This is a genomic window from Exiguobacterium sp. 9-2 (genome assembly GCF_036287235.1).
Lineage (GTDB): Bacteria > Bacillota > Bacilli > Exiguobacteriales > Exiguobacteriaceae > Exiguobacterium_A.
Map to the genome: position 1 here is coordinate 1043465 of NZ_CP142850.1, position 22239 is coordinate 1065703.

The 22239-nt window shown below is 49.7% G+C and carries 18 protein-coding genes; all 18 read left to right on the forward strand.

The window, feature by feature from the left end; all coding sequences use genetic code 11:
* Positions 1 to 51 precede the first annotated feature (51 nt).
* The 18 genes from pgsA (at position 52) to mutL (ending at position 21945) form a co-directional block, all read left to right on the forward strand.
* Complete coding sequence (pgsA, locus tag VJ374_RS05385) at positions 52 to 630, forward strand: CDP-diacylglycerol--glycerol-3-phosphate 3-phosphatidyltransferase (protein ID WP_056060438.1); 579 nt, start codon at positions 52 to 54, stop codon at positions 628 to 630.
* Between the two features lie 71 nt (positions 631 to 701).
* Positions 702 to 1934: a competence/damage-inducible protein A gene (locus VJ374_RS05390; protein ID WP_329470432.1), complete on the forward strand. Its 1233-nt coding sequence runs from the start codon at positions 702 to 704 to the stop codon at positions 1932 to 1934.
* Positions 1935 to 2045: 111 nt separating this feature from the next.
* Complete coding sequence (gene recA, locus VJ374_RS05395) at positions 2046 to 3089, forward strand: recombinase RecA (RefSeq protein ID WP_023467702.1); 1044 nt, start codon at positions 2046 to 2048, stop codon at positions 3087 to 3089.
* Positions 3090 to 3282: 193 nt separating this feature from the next.
* Complete coding sequence (gene rny / locus VJ374_RS05400; RefSeq protein ID WP_023467703.1) at positions 3283 to 4845, forward strand: ribonuclease Y; 1563 nt, start codon at positions 3283 to 3285, stop codon at positions 4843 to 4845.
* Between the two features lie 49 nt (positions 4846 to 4894).
* Positions 4895 to 5689: a TIGR00282 family metallophosphoesterase gene (locus VJ374_RS05405; RefSeq protein ID WP_035408850.1), complete on the forward strand. Its 795-nt coding sequence runs from the start codon at positions 4895 to 4897 to the stop codon at positions 5687 to 5689.
* A gap of 29 nt (positions 5690 to 5718) precedes the next feature.
* Positions 5719 to 5979: a stage V sporulation protein S gene (locus VJ374_RS05410; protein ID WP_023467705.1), complete on the forward strand. Its 261-nt coding sequence runs from the start codon at positions 5719 to 5721 to the stop codon at positions 5977 to 5979.
* Between the two features lie 191 nt (positions 5980 to 6170).
* Positions 6171 to 7919, forward strand: coding sequence for a 2-oxoacid:acceptor oxidoreductase subunit alpha (locus tag VJ374_RS05415; RefSeq protein ID WP_056060443.1), 1749 nt, complete (start codon positions 6171 to 6173; stop codon positions 7917 to 7919).
* Positions 7906 to 8772 (forward strand): 2-oxoacid:ferredoxin oxidoreductase subunit beta, encoded by an 867-nt coding sequence (locus VJ374_RS05420; RefSeq protein ID WP_329470437.1) that lies wholly within the window; start codon positions 7906 to 7908, stop codon positions 8770 to 8772. The genes VJ374_RS05415 and VJ374_RS05420 overlap by 14 nt, the downstream gene beginning before the upstream one ends.
* Positions 8773 to 8871: 99 nt before the next feature.
* Positions 8872 to 9960 (forward strand): L-threonine 3-dehydrogenase, encoded by a 1089-nt coding sequence (tdh, locus tag VJ374_RS05425; protein WP_035408847.1) that lies wholly within the window; start codon positions 8872 to 8874, stop codon positions 9958 to 9960.
* Complete coding sequence (locus VJ374_RS05430) at positions 9960 to 11135, forward strand: glycine C-acetyltransferase (protein ID WP_290749183.1); 1176 nt, start codon at positions 9960 to 9962, stop codon at positions 11133 to 11135. Before tdh ends, VJ374_RS05430 begins: the two co-directional genes overlap by 1 nt.
* 145 nt (positions 11136 to 11280) lie before the next feature.
* The gene (locus VJ374_RS05435; protein WP_442899606.1) at positions 11281 to 12897 is read left to right on the forward strand and encodes an alpha/beta hydrolase; all 1617 of its coding nucleotides are present in this window, start codon (positions 11281 to 11283) and stop codon (positions 12895 to 12897) included.
* On the forward strand, positions 12894 to 14348 hold the full coding sequence (locus VJ374_RS05440; RefSeq protein WP_329470441.1) for a phytoene desaturase family protein: 1455 nt from the start codon (positions 12894 to 12896) through the stop codon (positions 14346 to 14348). Before VJ374_RS05435 ends, VJ374_RS05440 begins: the two co-directional genes overlap by 4 nt.
* Positions 14349 to 14472: 124 nt before the next feature.
* Positions 14473 to 14760, forward strand: a complete 288-nt coding sequence (locus VJ374_RS05445; protein ID WP_029341204.1) for a hypothetical protein — start codon at positions 14473 to 14475, stop codon at positions 14758 to 14760.
* Positions 14761 to 14865: 105 nt separating this feature from the next.
* The gene (locus VJ374_RS05450; RefSeq protein ID WP_329470443.1) at positions 14866 to 16134 is read left to right on the forward strand and encodes a DUF445 domain-containing protein; all 1269 of its coding nucleotides are present in this window, start codon (positions 14866 to 14868) and stop codon (positions 16132 to 16134) included.
* Positions 16131 to 16958, forward strand: coding sequence for a DNA-3-methyladenine glycosylase family protein (locus VJ374_RS05455; protein WP_290786298.1), 828 nt, complete (start codon positions 16131 to 16133; stop codon positions 16956 to 16958). The genes VJ374_RS05450 and VJ374_RS05455 overlap by 4 nt, the downstream gene beginning before the upstream one ends.
* 112 nt (positions 16959 to 17070) lie before the next feature.
* Complete coding sequence (locus VJ374_RS05460; RefSeq protein ID WP_023467714.1) at positions 17071 to 17508, forward strand: YlbF/YmcA family competence regulator; 438 nt, start codon at positions 17071 to 17073, stop codon at positions 17506 to 17508.
* Positions 17509 to 17570: 62 nt separating this feature from the next.
* The gene (gene mutS, locus VJ374_RS05465; protein ID WP_056060455.1) at positions 17571 to 20102 is read left to right on the forward strand and encodes a DNA mismatch repair protein MutS; all 2532 of its coding nucleotides are present in this window, start codon (positions 17571 to 17573) and stop codon (positions 20100 to 20102) included.
* A gap of 10 nt (positions 20103 to 20112) precedes the next feature.
* Positions 20113 to 21945, forward strand: coding sequence for a DNA mismatch repair endonuclease MutL (gene mutL, locus VJ374_RS05470; protein WP_329470446.1), 1833 nt, complete (start codon positions 20113 to 20115; stop codon positions 21943 to 21945).
* Positions 21946 to 22239 lie beyond the last annotated feature (294 nt).

Sequence of the window (22239 nt, forward strand, 5' to 3'; positions counted from 1 at the left end):
CTTTTAGATGGCATATTCATCTACATATGAAATGAAGGAGGAGGGCGTTACATGAACTTACCGAATCAATTGACAGTATTACGCGTTTTATTAATTCCCGTGTTCGTCATCGTACTTGCGATTGATCCGAACTGGGGACAGTGGGATGTACTAGGAGCTGAACTTCCCGTCTCACACTTCGTTGCAGCCATCATCTTCCTTGTTGCTTCACTGACGGATTGGCTCGATGGGTATATCGCCCGCAAACAAAATCTAGTAACGAACTTTGGAAAATTCATGGATCCACTTGCCGATAAGATGTTAGTCGCTGCTGCGCTCGTCTACCTTGTGGAACTTGAGTTCGTTGCGGCATGGATCGTCGTCATCATTCTCTGCCGTGAGTTCGCTGTCACAGGTCTTCGTCTTGTCGCATCTGACGAAGGCATCGTTCTTGCTGCCGGAAACTCTGGGAAAGCAAAGACATGGGTCCAGTTGACATCGATTACAGCGTATTTATTGCACGATATCGTTTTTGCGATGTGGAATATTCCATTCGCAGATATCACGATGTGGCTTGCTCTTATCTTGACGATCTATTCAGGCGTCGAGTATTTCTCGAAAAACATCAAGTTAATTACGAAATCCATGTAAGTTGGATCAATTTAGACTGTTCGTCATACCGAACAGTCTTTTCTTATACTTCAAGAAGGTGAGGAATCAACATGAAAGCAGAAATCATCGCAGTCGGAAGTGAGCTTCTCCTTGGAGAAATCGCCAACACGAATGCACAGTACCTTTCCGAATGGCTAGCCAGTGCAGGAATTGACGTTCATTATCATACAGTCGTCGGTGACAACCGCGAGCGGATGCAGGAAACGTTCCGTCAGGCGCAACAGCGGGCGGATCTCCTTGTCATCACAGGGGGGCTTGGACCGACCGAGGATGACTTGACGAAAGAGGTGCTCGCTGACCTGCTTGGGCGCGATCTCGTTCTCGATCAAGCAGCGTACGAAAGAATCGAAGGATTCTTGAAGACACGTCAACGGGAGATGACGAACAATGAACGGAAACAAGCATTAGTCATCGCTGGCGCGACGGTTTTACGCAATGATGCGGGTCTTGCTCCCGGTATGTCGGTGCAGACGGAGCACCACCAATATATCGTTTTACCCGGTGTTCCACGTGAGATGAAGCAAATCCTCAAAGATCACTTCAGTCATTTGTTCGGTCAAGAGACAATCCGTTCCCGAACACTACGTTTCTTCGGAATCGGAGAATCGGCTCTAAACGATCGCCTGGAAACGTTAATCAAAGAAGCAACCAATCCATCGGTCGCCCCTTATGCGGAACTCGCTGAAGTACGGTTGCGTCTGACTGCTAAAGCACTCGATCAACAGGAAGCCGACCGTATGCTCGATGAACTGGAACAACACGTACTGGCTGAAGTGGGCATGTACTTTTATGGATATGGCGAGACAAGCCTGCCGGAAGTCGTACTGAAACGGTATCAAGAAGCAGGATTGACACTGTCACTCGCCGAATCACTGACGGGAGGAGCTGTCGCAAGTGGACTCGTTGATGTCAGCGGTGCGAGTCAAGTGTTGCGTGGGAGCGCCGTCGTGTATGATGATGCAGCGAAGCGAGGCGTATTATCGGTACCGGAAGTTTTGTTACGAGAGCATACTGCTGTCAGTAAAGAAGTCGCAATCGCGATGGCTGAAGGGGTACGCGAACTGTATCAATCCGATATCGCCGTCGCTTTGACAGGGGAAGCAGGTCCGACAAGCAACAGCGGAAAAGTGGTCGGAACCGTCTATTGTGCTGTTGCGGACGCACATGGAACACGCATCGTCGAATGGCAATATCCATCGTTCGACCGGGGAATGATTCGACTGCGCGCCGTCAAGGATACCTATTTCCTTCTACTGAAACATCTCGAAAAAGCATCCGAGTGAGAAAATTGGTCAAAGTGCAAGTATGCGAATAAATGTTCGTAAAATGCTTGTCATTCGGTCTCAAAAGAAGTACAATAATCTCAGTAAGATAATTAAAAGGAGGCCTGCTACGTGAGTGATCGTAAAGCAGCACTTGAGATGGCGTTACGCCAGATAGAGAAACAGTTCGGTAAAGGTTCCATCATGAAACTCGGAGAAAATGCGGATCAGAAGGTATCAGTGATCTCTTCTGGATCGATTACATTAGATATTGCCCTAGGTGCAGGTGGATACCCACGTGGACGGGTCATCGAAGTATACGGACCTGAATCGTCAGGTAAAACGACGGTAGCGCTTCATGCAATCGCAGAAGTTCAAAAACAAGGTGGACAAGCAGCATTCATCGATGCAGAGCACGCGCTTGATCCAGCATACGCAAATAAACTCGGTGTCAACATCGATGAGCTCCTCTTGTCACAACCGGATACTGGGGAGCAGGCACTTGAAATTGCGGAAGCACTCGTTCGTTCTGGTGCGGTCGATATTCTTGTCGTCGACTCTGTTGCGGCACTCGTACCAAAAGCAGAGATTGAAGGCGAGATGGGTGACTCACACGTCGGTCTTCAAGCGCGTTTGATGAGCCAAGCGCTTCGTAAGTTGTCTGGTGCAACGAATAAATCGAAAACGATCGTCATCTTCATCAACCAAATCCGTGAAAAAATCGGTGTTATGTTTGGTAACCCGGAAACGACTCCAGGTGGTCGAGCACTCAAATTCTACTCGTCTGTTCGTTTAGAAGTGCGTCGTGCGGAAGCGTTGAAAAACGGTACGGACGTCGTCGGTAACAAAACGAAGATCAAGGTTGTCAAAAACAAAATTGCTCCTCCGTTTAAACAAGCAGAAGTTGATATCATGTACGGTCTCGGTATTTCGAAGGTCGGTGAGTTGATCGACATCGGAACGGATCTGGATATCGTTCAAAAGAGTGGTGCATGGTATTCGTACAACTCAGAGCGTCTTGGTCAAGGGCGTGAGAACGCGAAGCAATACATGGTCGAGCATCCGGAAGTCGCAGCAGAGGTCGAACGTTTGATTCGTGAACATCACGGTCTCGTCGATCGCGAAGAGCCGGTTGATTTCGAAGCAGAACAACCAGAAGATCTATTTGCTGAATAAACCGTTTCAGAGAGGATTCGCATACGAATCCTCTCTTTTTTAGTGTAAAAGAGGAAAACAGTGGAATTCTTTCCCGTCCGTTCGTTGACAATGAACGAGTGCTATCCTTACAATATAGATGTACGTTTTTTAGACAGCTTCGATGAAATACCGAAATGAACTAAGAAACACCTTGCAAAGGGGAGGTGAACCCATGAGTACACTGACTTGGATTGTCATACTTCTCCTCACTTTGCTGATCGCATTCATCGTAGGCTACTTCTTGCGGAAATCGATTGCAGAAGCGAAAATTCAAGGCGCAGAAACGGAAGCGAATAAAATCGTTGAACGTGCGCGTGAATCGGCTGAGGCAACGAAAAAAGAAGCCGTACTCGAAGCGAAAGATGAAGCATTCAAACTTCGTAACGAAGTGGAAAAAGAATTGCGTGAACGTCGCCAAGAGCTAGCGAAACAAGAAGCCCGGTTGCTCCAGAAAGAAGAGACACTCGATCGCCGTGTTGACGCTATCGACCGTAAGGAAGATCAAATCAATACACGTGATGCAGAGATCGCGAAACGGAAGCATCAAGCTGAAGAACTAGAGCGCAAAGTAGAGGACCTGTATGAACAGGGACGTCAAGAGCTTGTCCGCGTCGCGAATTTATCGCAAGACGAGGCAAGAACAATCATCATGGATGAGACGAAACAGGCTGCTTTACACGACGCAGCCATTCTTCAAAAAGAAATCGAACAAAAAGCAAAAGAAGAAGCCGACAAGAAAGCACGTAACATCTTGTCACTTGCGATTCAACGGTTCGCCGCTGAACATATCGCAGAGACGACTGTATCGGTCGTCAACTTGCCGAACGATGAGATGAAAGGTCGCATCATCGGACGGGAAGGCCGCAACATCCGTACGCTCGAGACCTTGACTGGGATCGACTTGATCATCGATGATACGCCGGAAGCCGTCATTTTGTCTGGTTTTGACCCAATTCGTCGCGAAGTCGCTAAAATGGCGCTCGAGAAATTGGTTCAGGATGGTCGGATTCACCCGGCTCGTATTGAAGAGATGGTCGACAAATCCCGTCGTGAAGTCGACGAGCGGATTCGAGAAATCGGGGAAGAAGCGACGTATGATGTCGGAATCCACGGCATTCATCCGGACCTTGTCAAAATTCTCGGTCGCTTGAAGTACCGTACGAGTTACGGACAGAACGTCCTGTATCACTCACTTGAGGTTGCCCACCTTGCAGGTATGATGGCAGCTGAACTTGGAGAAGATGTCACGCTTGCGAAGCGTGCAGGTCTTCTGCATGATATCGGGAAAGCGATCGACCACGAAGTCGAAGGCAGTCACGTTGAGATTGGTGTCGAGCTCGGTACGAAGTACAAAGAGCATCCAACCGTCATCAACGCGATCGCATCACACCACGGAGATACGGAAGCGACATCTGTCATTTCTGTCTTGGTTGCAGCTGCGGATGCATTATCTGCTGCTCGTCCAGGTGCACGTCAAGAGACACTCGAAAGTTATATCCGCCGTCTCGAACGCCTCGAGGAAATCTCGGAATCGTTCGACGGTGTCGAAAAATCATTTGCGATCCAAGCGGGTCGTGAAGTCCGCATCATCGTTCGACCTGACGTCGTCGATGATGTACTGGCTCACAAGATGGCGAGTGACATCCGGAAAAAAATCGAAGAAGAACTCGATTATCCGGGACACATCAAAGTCACGGTCATTCGGGAAACACGAGCAGTCGAATACGCGAAATAAGTGGAGTGGCGGGCGACCGCCACTTTTTTTAATGAACGGAGGAACAGCAATGAAGATTTTATTCGTCGGAGACGTCGTCGGTGCACCCGGTCGACATATCCTGCAACAATTTACAGCACGCTTGAAAGCGAAATACAATCCGAACGTCATGCTTGTCAACGGTGAAAATGCAGCACACGGACGCGGCATCACGAAGTCGATTTATCATCAATTCCTCGAACTCGGATTCCACGGCATCACGATGGGGAACCATACGTTTGATAACCGTGACATCTTTGACTGGATTGACGACGCGGACCGGATCATCCGTCCTGCGAACTATCCGGAAGGCACACCAGGTCGTGGGATGATGATCGTTAAGGCAGGCAATAAAAAGATTGCCGTCATCAACGTCCAAGGAACGGTCTTCTTACCACCTCTCGGTGACCCGTTCCGTACCGTTGATGAACTGATTGCGGAAGTCGAAGGAAAAGTCGATGCGATCTTCGTTGATGTCCATGCGGAAGCAACGAGTGAAAAAATCGCGATGGGTTATCACCTCGATGGTCGTGTACAAGCTGTCGTTGGCACACATACACACGTCCAGACAGCAGATGAGCGTGTTCTTGACGGAGGAACGGCTTATATCACGGATGTCGGGATGACAGGTCCGTTGAACGGTGTGCTCGGGATGCGGCAGGAAGATGTCCTACGAAAATTTAAGACACAGCTCCCAACGCGGTTTGAAGTTGCCGAAGGACGGGAACAACTTAATGGAGTCTTGATTCATATCGATGACACAACAAAAAAAGCAACGAAGATTGAACGGATTCATCTGACGGATCAGTCAGTATTCTTCGACTGATTGCCATTTCTGGATGGGGAGGTACACGCATGGACGTCCTGAAAGTATCAGCTAAGTCGAATCCAAACGCGGTAGCAGGTGCACTCGCGGGTGTCATTCGAGAGAGAGGTTCCGTCGAGATTCAGGCCATTGGTGCGGGAGCGCTCAATCAATCTGTCAAAGCCGTCGCCATCGCACGCGGGTTCGTGGCGCCTTCTGGCATCGATTTGATTTGTATCCCAGCCTTCACAGACATTTTAATTGATGGAGAAGAAAGAACCGCCATCAAACTCATCATCGAACCACGATGATGAATTGGACATAGGTCCTATATTTACAAGTAGACCATTTACTCGACTGGAGTAGATGGTCTTTTTGCTGCGTCTTCGAATTTTTCTCACCTTTCCACCGAGGGAGCATTGTACTACTTCCGGTAAATCGGTATCATGAGGAAGGATAGAGAGAACTATCATTTCAGGGGACAGAGAAGGAGCGAACGTCGATGTATAATCAGTTATCATGGAAAGTTGGCGGTCAGCAGGGAGAAGGGATCGAATCAACAGGCGAAATCTTTGCGATTGCCTTGAATCGACTCGGCTATTACCTGTATGGCTACCGTCACTTTTCGTCACGTATCAAGGGAGGACATACGAATAATAAGATTCGTGTCGCGACACAGGAAGTCCGGACGATTTCCGATGATCTCGATATTTTGGTCGCATTCGATCAAGAGACGATCGACGTCAACTTCCATGAATTGCGTCAAGGTGCCATCATCATCGCGGATGCGAAATTCAATCCGACGAATCCGGACGAAGCACGCGCCTCATTGTATGCGATTCCATTTACGGAGATCGCAGCTGATCTCGGTACGGCTTTGATGAAGAACATGGTCGCGATTGGTGCATCGAGTGCGATTCTCGGCATTGCACCAGAGCGTTTCCAAGCCGTCGTCGAACAGATTTTCGGACGAAAAGGTCCAGATATGGTCGAGAAGAACTTAGCAGCAATTCGTGAAGGAGCAGCAGCGTTTGAAGCTCTTGCAGGAGAGGGCGAACGGTTCGTCTTGGAACCGGCTGACGGAAAACAACGGATGTTCATGATTGGAAACGACGCAATTGCTCTTGGCGCGATTGCTGGTGGAGCGCGTCTGATGGCAGCTTACCCGATCACACCATCATCTGAGATCATGGAATACTTAATCAAGAAATTACCGCAGTTCGGTGGAACGGTCGTCCAGACGGAAGACGAACTAGCAGCGGTCACGATGGCAATTGGTGCCAACTACGCAGGTGTCCGTGCTTTGACGGCGTCTGCTGGTCCAGGATTGTCACTAATGGCGGAAGCGATCGGATTATCCGGGATGACGGAAACACCGCTCGTCATCGTCGATACACAACGGGGTGGTCCGTCAACAGGTCTACCAACGAAACAGGAACAATCTGACTTGATGGCGATGATCTATAGTACACATGGTGAAATTCCAAAGGTCGTTTTGGCACCATCAACGGTCGAGGAAGCGTTCTACGATGCAGCAGAAGCATTTAACATCGCAGAAGAGTACCAATGTCCTGTCATTCTATTGACGGATTTGATGCTATCGCTCGGAAAACAATCGGTTGAGCCACCAGATATGTCACGCGTTGAGATCCGTCGCGGGAAGTTGATTCAGGAAGACTTACCGGAACTTGAAGGGAAAGCGTACTTCAAACGCTACGAAGTGACGGAAGATGGAATCAGCCCACGTGTCATTCCAGGCGTCAAGCACGGGATTCATCACGTGACGGGTGTTGAGCACAATGAGGAAGGGCGTCCGTCGGAAGCGACGAAGAACCGGGTCGATCAAATGACGAAACGACTTCGCAAGCTGAATACGTTCCGCTTACAGGATGCCGTTCTTGTAACGGAGCATCATGCAGAACCGGATATCTTATTTGTTGGTTTCAACTCGACACGTGGAACGATTGAGGAAATCATGCCACGACTCGAAACACAAGGGATCAAGGTCGATCACTTGCATATCCGTCAAGTCCATCCGTTCCCAAGTGAACTCGTCACGCCGCACTTAGAGCGGGCAAAACGAGTCATCGTCGTCGAGTACAATGCAACAGGACAACTGGCGAAGCTGATCCAGATGAACTGTGGACATGCATCGAAGATCGAGCATATCCTGAAATTCAATGGCGACCCGTTCTACCCGGCAGAGGTCGTCGAGCAGGTCGTAGGAGGGGTATATCATGGCAACCTTTAAGGATTTTAGAAATGATGTCAAACCAAACTGGTGTCCAGGGTGTGGAGACTTCTCGATTCAAGCAGCGATTCAGCGTGCTGTCGCAAACGTCGGGCTCGAACCAGAAGAGTTAGCATTGATTTCCGGGATTGGCTGTTCTGGTCGGATTTCCGGTTACATCAATACGTATGGCTTCCACGGCGTTCATGGACGATCTTTACCGATCGCCCAAGGTGTCAAGATGGCGAACCGCGAATTGACGGTCATCGCGTCTGGTGGCGACGGTGATGGATTCGCGATCGGCATGGGACATACGATTCATGCATTCAAACGGAATGTCGACATGACGTATATCGTCATGGACAATCAGATTTACGGCTTGACGAAAGGACAGACGTCACCTACTTCTGCACCTGGATTCAAGACGAAATCGACGCCAAAAGGATCGATTGAAAAGAGTGTTTCACCGGTTGAACTTGCTTTGACGGCTGGCGCGACGTTCGTTGCCCAGAGCTTCTCGAATGATTTGAAGGGCTTGACGCAACTGATCGAGCAAGCGACGGCACATAAAGGATTTGCGTTCATCAACGTCTTCAGTCCATGCGTCACATTCAACAAGGTCAATACGTACGATTGGTTCAAGCAGAACTTGACGAAGCTGTCCGATATCGAAGGATACGACCCGTCGAACTTGGATCTTGCGAAACAGACCGTTCATGCACACGATGGTCTCGTCATGGGATTGATCTATCAGGATGAAACACGTCCTGATTACCAGTCACAAATCGATGGGTACCAAGAATCCGGTCTCACGTATGCGGATCTTGAGCTAAACGAAGAAACATTCAGTAAACTAGCGGCAGAATTCATGTAAGATAGAGGAAAGATGTGTTTGGTTTTTTGGGGATGCTAAACATTTGGAAGTTCGCCACATATAAATAAACGTGAGCTTCCGCGAAGGAGTCGGGGAAAGATGACGAAATTAGTAACAGCGGTAGAAGAGACGACAACGACGAAAACGATGCGTGCACTTGTCAAAGAAGAGCGCGGATTCGGTGCGGCACTGAAAGAAGTACCCGTACCCGTACCGGATCGTGGAGAAGTCTTGATTCGAGTCGAGGCAACATCAATTTGTGGGACGGACGTGCATATCTATGAGTGGGATGCGTGGGCAGCGTCACGTGTCAATCCGCCGTATGTCTTCGGTCACGAGTTCTCGGGCGAAGTCGTCGAGCTCGGGGAGGGTACGAAACGCTTGAAACTTGGTGACCGTGTCTCGGCTGAGACGCATATCGTCTGTCATCAATGTAAACAGTGTCTTCGTGGGCAATATCATATCTGTAAGAACACGAAGATCATCGGTGTCGATACACAAGGCTGTTTTGCGGAATACGTCGTCATGCCGGAAGAAAACCTCTGGGTCAACCCGGAAGATATGCCAGCGGGAATCGCTTCGATTCAAGAGCCGATGGGAAATGCTGTCCATACCGTTCTTGCGAGTGATGTCAGCGCTAAAACGGTCGCAATCGTCGGTTGTGGTCCAATTGGTTTGATGGCAGTCTCAGTCGCTAAAGCAGCCGGTGCGGCGGAAGTCGTCGCGATCGACGTCAATCCATATCGTCTTGAACTCGCACGGACGATGGGGGCGGATGTCGTCATCGATTCACGTCATGACGATGTCTTAGAGCGGATCGAGCGTATGACCGACGGCGACGGAATCGACGTTGTCTGTGAGATGAGTGGACATCCGGCTGCGATTCGTCAAGCATTCGAAATGGTGACAGCAGGTGGAGACGTCAACATCCTCAGTCTGCCGGTCAAACCGGTCGAAATCGATTTGACGAACCACGTTGTCTTCAAAGGCGTCCGGGTTCAAGGCATCACCGGTCGGAAGATGTATGAGACATGGAGTCAGGTTTCTGCTTTCTTATCAAGTGGAAAAGTTGATGTCCGACCGTTAATTACACACACGTTGCCGCTTGAGCGGTTCGAAGAAGGATTTGAATTGATGCGTCAAGGGAAATGCGGGAAAGTCGTATTACAACCAAGGGGGACGAATTAATGGGATTTGAACACTTACGGACAGAATTAGAAGAGATGAAACAGGCGGGCACGTTCCGCAACCTTGTAGCACTCGAGAGCGCGCAACACAATCGCGTGACGATTGACGGGAAGGAACTGATCCAACTGTCGTCGAACAACTACCTCGGACTCGCAGCACATCCGCGTCTTGCTGAACAAGCAGCGGAAGCAGCGCGGACGTTTGGTGCCGGAACAGGATCGGTTCGAACGATTGCTGGAACGCTCGAGATGCACCAAGCGTTTGAGCGGGAACTCGCGACATTCAAGCATACGGAAGCGGCACTTGTTTTCCAGTCGGGATTCGCAACGAATCTCGGTGTCTTATCAGCGTTACTCGGTCCTGAAGACGTTGTTATCTCAGATGAGTTGAACCACGCTTCGATCATCGACGGAATTCGTCTGACGAAAGCGAAACGCCGGATCTATAAACACGTTGACTTAACGGATCTTGAGGCGGCATTACAAGAAACACAAGACGCACGGACGCGCCTCGTCGTCACGGACGGTGTCTTCTCGATGGATGGGAACATCGCACCACTTCCAGAAATCGTTGAATTAGCCGAGCGTTATGACGCGCTCGTCATGGTCGATGATGCGCACGCTTCAGGTGTTCTTGGGAAAGCAGGACGCGGTACGGTCAATCACTTCGGTCTTGACGGTCGTGTTGCCTTGCAGGTCGGTACACTCTCAAAAGCAATCGGAGTCCTCGGTGGATACGTTGCGTGTGAACAACACGTCAAAGATTACTTGATCCATAAAGGGCGTCCGTTCTTATTCTCGACATCACATCCACCAGCAGTCGTTGAAGCAAACCGGGAAGCACTTCGTGTCATGGAAGAAGAAACGGTCCTCTTTGATCGTCTGTGGGAAAACACGGAATTCTTCAAACAAGGATTACGGGATCTTGGATTCGATATCGGGACGTCTACGACACCGATCACACCGGTCATCGTCGGTGATGAGGCGCGTTGTCACGAATTATCCGATCGCCTCCGTCAAGAAGGTGTTTTTGCTCAAGGAATCGCCTTCCCGACCGTTGCAAAAGGAAAAGCACGTGTTCGGACGATCGTAACGGCGGAACATACACGCGAAGACTTGACGACAGCGCTTGCAGCGTTCGAAAAAGTCGGTCGTGAATTAAACTTGATCGGTTGATATCGATCACGGACGAACCAGGTCCGCATACTTTCAGGCAGCGGATCAGCGATCCGCTGCCTGAAGTGCGTCATGACGAAAGAATCAAAGTCGACCGTTTTTACTTTTGCGAGATAGGGAATAATAGATGAGGAAAGGATGTGACCTGATGAGTATGAAGAAGAAAGGGATACTGCTCTCATTTTTGATGCTGACACTACTCCTTGGGGGGTGTATTCGCATCCAGTACGATGCAACGATCCATACCGATCAGAGCGTCACCTTAAAAACGACATATGCCGCAAAGGAACATCCAGTGGCGCGTTTACTGAATCTAAATCCGAATTGGAAAGGTTATGTCAAACAGGCAGAAAAGAATGGCTATGCGGCAAAGACGTTCAAGACGAAGGATGACTACGAAGGCATCCGGATGCAGAAGACATTTGCGAACTTCAAGGACATGACGTCGATCAAAGACGAATGGAAGACGGGCATCGGCGGGATTCTCATTCCACCTGATACGAAGTTCGACATGAAAAAATCAGACGGATTTTGGTTTGATACGTATCGACTTGATACGAACATCGATTTAAGTATCGATCGCCTGAACATCAAAGGGTATCAACCGACGGGTCAAGTCAAGAAACTTGCTGATCGTTATATTCGCCAAGCCGATATCGAGATCAAGCTCCACGGTCCGAAAGTGATTGGTCTCCAAAACGGAGAAAAGATCGACTGGTCGAATTACCATGATGTGTCATGGAAATTATACGGAACGAAAGCAAACCAACTACAGTTGATTGCCTATGTACCAAATCCGACAGGCTGGATCATCACCGGTGTTGTATTATTGATCGGTGTTGGCTTATTGCTTTACTGGATCTTTCACCGTGTCCGTCGTTTGCGTCGGCAACAGTTGAAGACAATCAGTATTTCGCTCCTTGTCTGTTTGATTGTCGGAGGAGGGGCATGGTGGCTATTCGCGGAAGATACATCGAGTGCTCCACCGCCAACGCGTCAGATCGTTACGCAAGGAAAGAGTGAAATCGTACCGACGTTCCTCGTCCATGGATTGTTCGGTACAGAGCGGACGTTCGTCCCAATGATTCAGAACTTCACGAAAAAAAAAGTTGCCGATGATGGCGGTCGATGTGACGTGACTCGTTCTGGGAAAGCGACTTGTAGCGTCACACCCTCGCCAACCGGCTACCCGCTTGTCCGAATCGTCTTTGCAGACGACGAGGCGAGCCTTGCCGATCAACAAAAGTGGTTGAATGCAGCGATTGCTGCGTATGATGCGAAACAAAAAGCGACCTTTGCCGATATCCAGCTCGTCGGGCACAGCATGGGTGGTGTGGATGTCGTCGCCTATACGGTCCAAGAAGAGATGCCGTATCACGTCCGAAAAGTTGTGACGCTCGACTCACCAATCGCCGGCTCCGATTACGCAAAACTCGGGTTGACGCTCGCACCGCTTGGCACGAATACGAACAGTCCCGCCATTCGTGATCTCGCGAAGGGCTCACCAGCGATGAACAATTTAAATAAGCGGCTCGAGACGTGGCCGCGCGATGTACTCGTCTATTCGTTTGGTGCCAAAGGAGGCGATTTCAATCTGATTTCGTTAAAGAGTTCCTTTGCACTCGAGAACTACACGGATAATATCCAGACAAAATCGTATAAATATGATCACTTCACGATTCATCGCCGGGAGCCGGTCTTCCGCGAAATCCGCAATTTCCTATTTAAAGAAAATCGGGTCACGGAGGAGGAATCATCATGAAACACGTCGTCATCGTCGGCGGAGGAATTGCAGGTTTAACGGCTGCGGCTCTGATCGCACAAGAAGGCCATACTGTTACCGTCCTTGAAGGAAGTCGTGAATGGGGGGGATCAGCCGGGAAGTTCACGCGCCGGGACCTGACGTATCCGGTAGGGGCGACACTCGGAATGGGGTTTGAGCCCGGTGGTATTCACGCCCGTGTTCTTGATCATCTTGGAGTAACGCATCAGGTCGAGTCGCTCGACGTCGTCATGACGATTCGCATAGCAGGACGGACGATTCATTATTATCAGGATCGTGCTGCGTTTCTAACCGAATTGACGTCACATTTTCCGGGGCAGGCATCGTCGATTCAGGCTTTCTTTGCTGAAATCGAGCAGATTCACGAGATGATTCGTCCGCTAATGGCAGAACTTCCAGCATTACCACTTCAAGATCCAGCAGACGTCCGGCGGTTAGTCCGTCACGCGAAAAGTGTTGTTCTCTTGCCGTATTTTCCGCTGACGATTGGTCATTTGTTACGAAAACATCGACTAGCGGATACGTTATTCGCACAAGTGATCGATGGGATTTTGCTCGACAGCATGCAGACAGGGCAGGAGGCCTCAGCTTTACTAGGAGCCGTCGCCTTATCGATTTATCATGAAGGTGCCTATTATGTTCCGGGAGGCTTGTACCGACTAGCTGAGCAATTGAAAGAGACAGCAGAGGAGAGCGGGGCAACCTGTCTCCTTGGGCGAAAAGTCACGTCGATTCGAAAGACATCAGATGGATTTTTGATTGAGGATCGCCGAGGACGCTTGATGCTTGCTGATGCTGTCATCTGTGCGGTTCCGCTTGAAGGCATCCGGGAAGTCGTCAGCATGGATATGCGACGAACGTTACGACGAACGTACCGACGACAGGAAAAATTACAGCAATGGGCGACCTTTACGTATTATGCGGCGATTCCAGAGGCACTCATTTTGTCTGACGAAGCATTCCGGCAAGTTCATGATCCGTCCTTACCTTCAGGTCATGCCTTCATCTCGCTGTCCCGTCCGGATGATCGATTACGTGCACCAGTTGGTCAGCGGACGCTGACGATGTCATGCCATGTTCCGATTGGTACGTTTGATAAGACGAACCGGAAACGCTATGACGGACAAGTCGAGACGATGTCGGCGATCTTCGAAGCCATTCTCGAACAGCAGTTTCCTGGCTTCGCGCAACAGGCAATCGAACGCCATCCGGGTGGACCAGGTGCATGGGTCCGCTATACGTTCCGTCCGGATGGTGGAGTCGGTGGATATCCGCAACGTCCGAGTACGAGTCTCCTATTCGCGGCACCGTTTCGAACAGGTGTCGATCATTTCTTTGCAATCGGCGATACCATCTTTCCGGGTGCTGGAACGATCGGTGCGACGACGTCTGCGATCCATGCTGCCCGACAGTTTGGAGTCAGATTGTGAGAAATCGTCGTAAAATGATGAAAGAAGCGACGCATCTGTCGCTTTTTTCACATTTGAGGATTATGATGAGGAAGAGTCGGGAACATGATATCCATGAACAAAAAGAGAGAAGGAGTGAAGAACCATGGAGACATTCGAGCAAAAATGTCAGTCGTTCATTCAGGAACGACGACCTGAAGTCGGTCCGATTCAATTCGAGTCGGCGCGTACGTTTCTCAATGCACGCGGTTTAAGTGTCTACGAACGGATTTATCAAGGGAAAGAAGAAGTCCGATTAGCGTTCGTTGAACAGACAAATGGTCAACAACTCGTTTCATTAATGGAAAATACATTCGGCAACGGACTGGTCTATTTTGTCTCAACGGCAACCGCGACATGGGATGGCGACCGTTTTGGTGAATACACGTTTTAAGTACATAGGGAGTCCCAGTCGATGACTGGGGCTCTTTCGTGTCGAAACCTAATCCTTGTCCCGTTCGTAAGGTAGATAAGTGACTCAGTTGAAGGAGGAAACGATGTGTCATCATTTGAACAACCTAAAACATCGACACGGCGGCTTGCAACCGTTTCGTTGATTTTCATGGCGGTCGGATTCGTCGTCTCATTGCCATTTAAAGAAAATGCGTGGGTCTTTTGGCTCCAGAGTGGTTTTGAAGCCGGACTCGTCGGTGGGATTGCCGACTGGTTCGCGATCACGGCGCTGTTTCGTCATCCGCTTGGCTTAAAGATTCCCCATACGAACCTATTGCCGAAAAATCGGGAACGGGTCATCGAATCGATTGTTCATATGCTCGAGACGGACTTGCTCAATAAAGAGAGTATCGTCGCGAAGCTGCAACATATGACGCTCGCAGACCGTGTCATCAAAATCTTACGTTCGATTCTCGTTCTGCCTGCTTTTCGAGCGACCGTTACCGAACTATTGGTCGGTCTGATCCGGAAATTACCGAAAGAGGCGATTCTTGAGTTTGCGAATACACGGGTGACGGAGACGATCAAAGCGTATCCGTCCAAACGGCTGGCGGTCCGGGCGATGGAGTTGAATGAGGAACGTCGACTCGACGAGTGGCTGATGGATCAGTTACTCGATTACGGCCAACGTCTTCTCGAAGATCCGATCATTCGCGATCAGATTGGCCGCCTTGCCTATACGGCGATGATCGACCAAGAAAAGAATACATTCTTGCGGGTGACGGCGCGAACCGTCCAAAAAGTCTATTCAGAAGAAAAACTCAGTCTTGTCATTCAAGGTGTCTTGTTGACGGTCATTCAAGATATGCGACACGTCCATCACCCGAATCGTTTAGCGATTCTTGATCATCTGCGTCGTAACTTGGCACAGTTGTCGATTGATGAAGAGCGTCTAGCGAAAATCGATGCTTGGAAGGCAAGCGAGGTCGACCGGTTTGACTTCGTTCCGGTCATTGAACGCGCGTATGATGCTGGTTTGATCGAACTCGAACGCTACTTGACGTCAGATGCCTTCTGGACGGAACGGGCGATGCCGATGCTTTCGCGCGCTTTAGACGACTGGGAACAGCATCCGACGTTCAAAGATAGCAGTGATCAATGGATGAAGGAGCAACTCGTGCGTTTCGTCGAACAAAATCACCAAAAAATCGGCGGACTCGTGCGCGAGAACTTGAATCGGTTCGATACCGAGACACTCATTCACATGATCGAGGATAAGGTTGGCAGTGACTTGCAATGGATCCGGGTCAACGGAGCATTGTGTGGATTCATCATCGGTTTGATCCTCGGTGCCATCAAGGTGTTCGTCGGATGAGTCGGTGGACGTATGATCTAACGTTGTCGGAAGCATTTGATTTTAAAGGAATCGTGTCTCGTTTGACGGAAGACCCGTTACAAATCGAACAGAATGGGCGACTCGTTGTTCCAATCTTCGTTGAAGAACAGGCGTATATTACGACGGTTGAAGATATCGACGGCTTCACGTTACGGATTGACGGTTCAGGACCGCAAGCAGCGGTGTTGGCACAACTCAAGCGACGCTTTCGACTCAGTGAGCCGAATCCTGCGCAGCGTCTTAAGACGACGTCATTACATGCGATCGTCGAACAGTTCGGCGACGAACGGCTCGTTCTTGATCATTCACCGTTCACGGCCTTGATTCGTTCGATCATCCATCAACAAATCAATCTGTCGTTTGCGCATACGTTGACGGAACGTGTCTTTCGGACATTCGGAACGGTCAAGGATGGAATCATCCTACCGCCGACACCGCGCCAACTAGCGGCAGCGCGTCGCGAGGACTTGCTCGCTCTGCAACTATCAGGACGTAAAGTCGATTATCTACTCGGGGTAGCAACAGCAGAGATTAATTATGAGGAATTGACGTCAGCGACCGACGCAGAAATCGCTGAGACATTGATTGCACTGAAAGGTGTCGGACCATGGACGGTTCAAAACGTCCTGATGTTCGGGTACGGTCGTCCAGATCTTTTCCCGGCATCGGACATTGGGATATTACGGGCTTTTGAACGATTACTTGGATATCGACCGACAGTAGAAGAAGCGACGCGACTGGCAGAGGAATTCGCTCCTGTTCGCAGTCACGCTGCCTATCTATTATGGCGTTCGATTGAATAAGGAACTATTCTTGTCACTCTATCGTCAGAACGGTATAATGAATGCGATAGAACGAGGAATCGTTCAGAAATGCTAAGGGAAGCGACGTGTTCGCTAACGATAGAGGGGACGAATGTGGATGTATACAGATGAACAAATCATCGAAAAAGCCAATGAAATCGCCAAAATGATTTCAGAGACACCGGAAGTAGAACGATTCAAAGCGGCAGAAGCCAACATCAATGGGAATGAAAAAGTCCAAAAGATGATGAAACAAATCAAGTTCCTTCAAAAAGAGGCAGTCAACTGCCAACATTACGGCAAAACAGAAGCACTCGCACGTGTCGAAGCGAAGCTCGATAAATTGTTCGCTGAGCTTGATGAGATGCCTGTCGTCCAACAGTTCCAAGAAACGCAAGAAGAAGTCAACGGACTTCTCCAATACATCACGGTGACGATCTCGAACGGGATTACGGATCAAATCATCGAAGCAACGGACGGAGACGTTCTTGCAGGTAAGACAGGTAGCGGCATGGAAGCAGAAAACAAAAGCGGCGGTTGCGGCTACTAATCACGAAATGAACGAAAAGCCGACGGACATCCGTCGGCTTTTTCGACGAATGAGGTGGAAGAATGGAAGCAGTACACAACACACCGATGATGAAACAATACTTCTCGATTAAGGCAGATTATCCGGACGCTTTCTTGTTTTATCGGCTCGGTGATTTTTATGAATTATTTTTTGAGGATGCCAAGAAAGTCGCCCATGAACTGGAGTTGACGTTGACGGCGAAAAACGGTAAAAACGCGGAGCATCCGATTCCGATGTGTGGCGTACCCCATCACGCGGCGAACGGCTACATCGAACAGTTGATCGAGCGTGGTTATAAAGTGGCGCTTTGTGATCAAGTCGAGGATCCAAAGTTGACGAAAGGACTCGTCAAACGCGAAGTCATCCAAGTCATCACACCGGGAACGTTGATGTCTGCGTTGACGGAAAAAGAGAATCGGTACCTAGTAGCGGTCGTCGAACAGGACGGTCGTTTTGGGATTGCCCGCGGTGATGTCTCAACAGGTGAGAGTGCCTTGACAAGCGTTGCAACACTCGATGGTGTAATCAAAGAATTAAGCATTATCTTGCCACGGGAAATCATTGTCACGACAGAGGAACATGAGACGGCACTTGCGTCCTTACGGATCCCGCTAACGCGCAGTTCACGACGCGAGACACATCCACATGGAGATCGCGCGATTGATACAGCCCAAGCGGAAGCCTTTGCTGTCCTCTATGCCTACATGCACGATACACAAAAACGAGCGTTGACACATCTGCAACCAGCCATTGTCTACGAAGCGAGCGATTTCATGCAACTCGAACCGAATACGGTCAAGAATCTTGAGCTCGTCCGCTCGGCACGGACAGGAGACAAAAAGGGTTCGTTGCTTGGTCTACTTGACGTGACAGGTACAGCGATGGGTGGACGGATGCTGAAACGCTGGCTGGAAAAACCGTTGTTATCGGAGCGAGTCATCACGGAACGGCTCGACGCTGTCGAGGAACTATTGCAACACTATTTCGAGCGTCAGCAATTAAAAGATACGTTACGGGAAGTCTATGATCTTGAGCGACTCGTCGCAAAAGTCGGTTACGGAACAGCGTCAGCGCGTGATCTCGTTCAATTGAAGTCGACGTTGCGATTGATTCCCCGTATCCAATCAGCACTTGAAGAGATGATGAGCGAACGTCTCGGTCAACTTAGTCTCGGACTCGATCCACACGACGAATTGAGCGATCTACTCGATCGTGCGTTCGTTGAAGCCCCACCGATCTCAACGAAAGAGGGCGGGATGATCAAGTCCGGTTATTCACCAGACCTCGACGAGTTACTTGTCGCTTCAAAAGACGGCAAGACGTGGCTTGCGACACTCGAAGCAAATGAACGAGCAGCAACCGGCATCAAGACGTTGAAGATCGGTTACAACCGTGTCTTCGGCTATTACATCGAGGTCTCGCGTGCAAATGCCAAACTGTTACCGGAAGGACGGTATGAACGGAAGCAGACACTCGCCAATGCTGAGCGTTATATCACACCGGAATTAAAAGAAAAAGAAGCGCTGATCCTAGGGGCGGAAGAGAAGAGTGTCACGCTCGAGTACGATCTCTTCTGTGGAGTGCGCGATGAAGTCAAAGGACATATCGAAAGCTTACAGCGCGTCAGTCGCCGGATTGCGGAACTCGACGTCCTCGTCGCACTGGCTGAGATTGCCGAAACACACGACTATGTCCGACCAATCACGACGACCGGCCGAACGGTTGATATTCAGGAAGGACGTCACCCGGTCATCGAGACAGTCTTACCGCGCGGTGAATACGTCGCGAACGGGATTACCTTAAACGAAGGACGCGAGATGCTGTTGATCACTGGACCGAACATGTCCGGTAAATCGACCTATATGCGACAGTTCGCCTTGATTGCTTTATTGCATCAAATTGGCTCGTTCGTACCAGCTGCTCAAGCGGAACTGCCGATCTTCGATCAAATCTTCACCCGGATCGGGGCAGCAGACGACCTCGTCAGTGGACAGTCGACATTCATGGTCGAGATGGTCGAGACACAAGAAGCCTTGACGCGTGCAACGGACCGGTCTTTGATCCTGCTTGATGAAATTGGTCGCGGGACCTCGACGTACGACGGGATGGCACTCGCACAAGCAATCGTTGAACACATCGCCCGGCACGTTGGAGCGAAGACGCTATTTTCGACCCATTATCATGAACTGACGGTGCTCGAAGAATCGATTGATCGATTAGCGAACGTTCATGTCCGTGCCGTTGAACAAGATGGGCGTGTCGTCTTCTTGCATGAAGTACGCGACGGAAAAGCCGACCAATCGTACGGAATCCATGTCGCACGGTTAGCTGATTTACCAGATAGTCTGATCGAACGGGCGCAAGTCCTCTTGTCCGAGTTCGAGCAGGCTGAGCCTGTTCCGGTCGCAGCACCTGTAAAAGCTCCTGTTCAGGAGGAGCCGATTGATCAACTCAGTCTGTTCTCAGATGCGGATCCGTTACGAGAGACGATGGCTAGTCTTGATTTAATTAATATGACGCCACTCGAGGCACTGAATACGCTATACCGTCTACAAGCCGAAGCGAGAAAGTGAGGAGAATGCAGTGGGAATCATTCGTGAATTATCCGATAGTTTAGCGAACCGGATCGCGGCGGGAGAAGTCGTTGAACGTCCCGCATCAGTCGTCAAGGAATTGGTTGAGAATGCACTTGATGCCGGTGCGACCCAAATCGATGTCGAACTCGAAGAAGCCGGAATGAAACGGATGACGATCCGCGACAACGGACATGGGTTTTACCCGGATGACGCCGAACTGGCTTTCGTTCGTCACGCGACGAGTAAGATTAAGGATGAGCATGACTTGTTCCGAATCAAGACACTTGGTTTTCGCGGAGAGGCACTTGCCTCGATCGCATCCGTTAGTAAAGTGACGTTGAAGACGAAACGCGAGGACGCAGAAGGGATTCAAGTGACGCTTGAGTACGGGACGGTCGTTCAGCGGACACCAGCTGCCATGAACCGAGGAACGGAACTGACGGTTGAAAATCTATTCTTCAATACACCGGCTCGTTTGAAATACTTGAAGACGACACATACGGAGCTTGCCGCGATTACGGATGTCTTGAACCGAATGGCGTTTGCACATTCAGAGGTTAAACTCCGAGCAACACATGAAGGAAAAACACTAATCCAGACGAACGGATCAGGAGACGTCCGGCAAGCACTGGCGAGTGTATACGGTCATCAAACGATCCAAGGGACGTTGGTCGCTAAAGGAGCGAATGCCGATTATCAACTGACGTGTCATCTCGTCAAACCGGAAGTGACCCGTGCCTCGAAGAATTATATTACGTTGATTCTTAATGGACGTTCGGTCAAAAACTTCGCCCTGACGCAAGCGGTCTTGAATGGTTACCATACGCTCTTACCGATTGGACGGTATCCGATTGCGGTCATTGAGGTGACGATGGATCCACTCCTGATTGACGTCAACGTCCACCCAGCGAAACGGGAAGTCCGTCTCTCAAAAGAGATGGAGCTCTGCCAGTTGATTCAAGAGACAATCAAGATGACGCTCAGCCGAGAGACGTTGATTCCGAAGGTGACGCCACCGAAACCGAAAAAGGATCCGAGTAGTCAAGAGAAACTCGATTTTTCTTACGTCGCGGAACCAGTCGAGGAGACGTCATCGCGAGCAGTCTGGAATTATCCGATTCCGAAAAAACCGCAAGAGGACGATCGACCCTCTGTAGAGAAACCATTGCCGTTTAGTAACGAGGATGATCTATTCGAGCCCATCGAACCGGTCAAGCAGGACGTTGTCGAACCGATGGAGGAATCCCACGCTCGTCCGCGCTTTCCACACCTCGACGTCATCGGACAACTTCATTCGTCCTATATCGTCTGTGCCGGAGAAGACGGGATGTATATGATTGATCAACACGCGGCTCAGGAACGGATCAAATACGAGACGTATAAAGTCATGTTCGGTCGACCACCGGAGCAACGGCAGCAATTGCTCTTACCATATACGTTTGAAATCTCGTCAGATGACATGAAACGAATGGAGGAAATCCTTCCGTTACTAAAAGACGTCGGCATTGAATTCGAAGCGTTCGGTCCACAGAGCTTCATCGTCCGAGAAGTCCCGACGTGGTTCCCGTCCCATCGACAGGAAGAGACGATTCAAGAATTACTCGATGAGGCATTGATGAAACGGAAAATCGATCTTGAGACGTATCGGGAAGATGCCGCCATCATGATGGCATGTAAGAAATCGATCAAGGCGAATCATCCGTTGAACGATGAGATGATGCGTCGGTTGATTGATGATTTAGCGAAGACAGAGATGCCGTTCACGTGTCCACACGGACGTCCAGTCATCATTGAATGGACGACATATGAACTCGAGAAGTTATTCAAACGGGTCATGTGATAAAGAGAAGTAAACGATCCCATTCAGGTGTCGTCTCAGATTATAGAAAAGGGAGCTGACTCAAAAGTTAGTTTCTACAAAGAATGACGCGTCATACGCAACTCCTACAGTAAAAAACGCATTTATGCGTTTCAGAGACAAACAAGACCCACTTTCCTGCTCGTATAAAGCAGGAAAACTGGCTTGTGTCTCGCCTGAGGAAAGTGCGTGAAAAGACGCGTCATTCTTTTTTGGAGTCAGCCTCTTTTTCGTTCGTCTCGAATCATTTATTGTACTGATACACGATTGAGTAGT